General features: G+C 38.7%; 2 protein-coding genes. Both read right to left on the reverse strand.

All coding sequences use genetic code 11. From position 1 onward, the window contains the following. On the reverse strand, positions 1-1,828 hold a 1,828-nt coding region (gene pheT, locus ABDH28_06620), incomplete at its 3' end, for a phenylalanine--tRNA ligase subunit beta (GenBank protein ID MEN2998689.1). A 10-nt stretch (positions 1,829-1,838) separates the two neighbouring features. Continuing rightward, positions 1,839-3,512 (reverse strand): Gldg family protein, encoded by a 1,674-nt coding sequence (locus tag ABDH28_06625; protein ID MEN2998690.1) that lies wholly within the window; start codon positions 3,510-3,512, stop codon positions 1,839-1,841. Positions 3,513-3,807 lie beyond the last annotated feature (295 nt).

The following is a 3,807-nucleotide window of genomic DNA, read 5'->3' on the forward strand; positions in this document are numbered from 1 at the left end:
TCTCATCTCTCTTACCACATAGGACTATGCAAACATTCTTATCCTCAGAAAATACCTCACCAACCCTGGTAAAGACTTTACCTATCTCAAAAATAGAAAGATTTCTAAACCCATTGTTCACATTTCTCTTGACAGTCCTAAGAAGATTCACTAACAGCATAGGTCTTAGAGTATTATCCTCTGCAATCATTGGATTAAATACCTTTACCAATAGATCCTTCCCCAACATAAACAATTCTGCATCTTTTTCAGAAATAAAAGAGAAATTCATAACCTCGGTAAGACCCTGTGCTACCAAATTGCTTCTTACCACTTGCTCCAGTTTCAACACATTAGACGGTATCTCTGGGTTTTTCTCAATCCTCGGTATAGTGGATGGCACATTGTCATACCCGAAAATTCTTGCTACTTCCTCAACTATATCCTCCTCAATAAACACATCCTTTCTATAAGGCGGAACCTTAACAATAACTTCATCTCCCTTTGTTTGTAACTCAAACCCCAAGAATGTCAGTATAGACTTTATCCTCTCATTGGGTACCTCACACCCAATTCTTTCTCTGATAGCCGAAAAGGAAGTTTTTATAACCTCTTCCTTCAAAGCACCATTCCCACTACCTCTAACATCAACAAAAGAAGAAACCTTACCTTCCCCAATCATACCCACCGCAAGATTTATAGCCAGATCAGTAGTGTAAAACCCTAGGTCTCTGGAAAACCTTAGAGAAGACTCTGTAGAGATCCCTAGTTCCTTAACAGTTTTCCTTATAGTATTGTAATCAAAATAAGCGCTTTCAAAAAGCACAGAAGTAGTGTTTTCAGTTATCCTAGTTTCCTCCCCACCTATCACTCCAGCTATAGCTACAGGCTTTTCGTTATCAGCAATAACCAAGGTATCTTCTTTCAACACAATCTCTCTACCATCAAGCGTCACAATCCTTTCTCCTTCCTTAGAAGCCCTCACTACAATCCTTCTTCCGGAGAGTTTATCATAATCAAACGCATGCATAGGTTGTCCTACAGCAAGCATAACATAATTCGTTATATCAACAATGTTGTTAATAGGACGCAAACCACTAAGAAGAAGCCTTATCTTAACTATATCACTACTCTCCCTAACTTTCACTTTTTTCACCACTCTTGAGCAATATCTCAAACACCTACCATCCTGGATGACTATCTCTGGCTTTATTGACTGATCTTCCGAGAACTTATAGGTAGGTAACTGCCTCAGAGGAATACCGTATATTGCTGATAACTCTCTAGCGATACCAAGCACAGACAAAACATCTGCTCTGTTGGAAGGAACTTTTACCGTAAAGACATACTCCTCTCTGATAAACCTAGGTAACATATTTGAAATCAAGTCACTACCAATTCCCCAATCACTGTTAATTTTCCAGACAGTTTCACTTCTAGGTTCAATTCCTAACTCTTCCAAAGACAATAACATCCCATAAGAATTAATGTTCTCAAAACTCATAATATCAACTAAAGTATTACTTTTCACAAGTATCGTTCCGGGAAAACAATATACCACTTTTTGTCCTTTTTTTACTGTCACATCAGACGTAACTACTATTCTGCCCTCATCACTTCCGACATTTATCTTACACACAAGTAGCTGAGGTTTTGTTGGGTGAGGGGAAATTTCATCAACTTCTGCAACAACAACATTTCCATCGTAAAATCCCAACTTTTCTACTTCTTCAACCTCCACACCAACTTTCGTTAACTTCTCAGCTACCCCAAAAACATCCTGTTTTTCCTTGTCAAGTATCTTCTCAAGCTCAATGAAATCGTTTAGCCATGTAAATGGAAATTTCATCAGTCTCCTCCTACCTTACCCTTCTACTCCTCAAAAACCATATAACTATCCCTGGCAAAACCATAAGCAACGGAACTACAACCAAACTAAGCACTAGAACAAGGTTAGCATCAGCAGAGCTAGGAATCACCACAGGCTCATGCTTTATAGATTTTGGCTTTATTCCAAGAGAACCACTCTCCTTAGAAACCCATTCAATTATGTTAAGAGCAAGTTCTAAGTTTCCAGACATGCTCTCAATAAAATAGTCAGAAAGGAAATCCACGTCACCTATCATCACAATCTTACCTACTTTAGTTTTACCCTCTCCTGCTACCTTCTCTATGGCGTATCCTAGAATCACAGGTGGCGAAATATCATTTTTATCGGGCACAGCAACAAAATTTCTCTCACTCTCTGGCAAAGAAGTTTCACCCCAGCTCTCTTCCGAAGTAGACATCAGGTCGTAGTATCGGTAACCAAGCTGTCCCTCAATATTCTCCATCCTACTTATCGCCATAGCAGTAACAAGTTGCACAGGCAATCCCTTTTTCTTCAAATCCGAGGTTATAGGACTAAAGTGAAGGTAAGGCAGAACATAAAACAAACGACCAACATAAGGATTAAACCTTTCTTGATCAAAAACAACATTGTTTTTCACATAAAATCCCAACTTCGTAAGCAAATAGTTTATTGAGAAAGATCTGTCATAAGTTACACTCCCCAGCACAGGTTCTAGAAATATTGCTAACCCCCCACCATTAGTAAAAAACGCATAAAGCTTTTCCTGAACATCAATAGGTATTATCTTTCTTGGTCCCATCACAACTATAGCTCCAGCATCAGAAGGTATCTCCTTAGTAGTAGACAAGTTCAACTCCTTAAGAGTATAATTTGCCTTCTCTAGGTAAGACCTGAATGTATTGAAAAGATATTCTCCCTCACTCCCCGGAGCAGTTGCAAGCACCCTATACTCACCATTTCCAGTCAAAAAGTAAATAACCCTTGAAGAACCAGTAACATTTAAGATCGCAGAAGTAACCTCTTCCTCAACCTTTATACCCGTGGCTTTGGGACCATAGGAAGTCTGCTGATACTCTATCAAAGAACTACCTCTTATATACTTCCTATTACCCCCTGACTCAACCACTATCACTATACTCTCACCTTGGGGCAACTCATACCTCTTTGCAGTTATAGGATCTTTTATAGGATCAACCGAAACAAAAGTTATCCTAGTAGAGTTCTTTGAATACTCATCAAGTATCTTCTCAAGTTCCGTCGCCTCTCCCCTCTTTGCAAAAAGAGTAATCTTGACATCCTTATCAAGAGTGCGAAGAATCTCAAAAGTATAAGGAGATAGAGAATAAATCTGCTCCGAAGTCAAATCTACCTTCAGTGACCTATTTGACGATATTATATACAAAACCACAAGTATCGCAAACAGAAGAGCAATTATAAGTATATTCTCAACACCTCTGAAAAGCCTCCCACTCCTTATATCCTCAAATATCCTAGTCCCCGCCCACAAAATCCACACAAGGTTCAGCAGTAACAAAATAAAAACAATCACCACAATCACCGACGAAAAACCAAATAGACTGAAAGTAGTAACAAACACAATAAAAATTGACAAAAAGGTTACTACCCCCAACTTATAGTTTCTTTTCAAAATCTCAACAACCCTCTCAAGCAATCTCAACATATCTCCTCCACCCTAATAAATTATAACAATCCCCCCGCCCCATTTCAAATTAGCTAGCCCCAATTCAACAACTTCCAATTTCCACCAGGTGAGTAATCAAGATCCCAAACTTCTCGTTTACTTACTTCCTCTGGCTTTAGACAGTATTCATTCAATTACAAAACTTCACTCCACACCAAGCCTCCTAGACGCGCTGAAAAAGATATTTCAGTCCCAATAGAAACTGCAAGAATAGTAAAAAGAAAGACACATCCTAAAATCTTGGAATTGGGAACGTTTCTGAGTTTTGATAGTA

It is taken from the genome of Brevinematia bacterium (assembly GCA_039630355.1).
In the GTDB taxonomy this organism is placed as follows: domain Bacteria; phylum Spirochaetota; class Brevinematia; order DTOW01; family DTOW01; genus SKYB106.

Coding starts and splice junctions, on each gene's coding strand:
- ABDH28_06625 (MEN2998690.1), bottom strand. CDS start 3,512: ATGTTGAGATTGCTTGAGAGGGTTGTTGAGATTTTGAAAAGAAACTAT.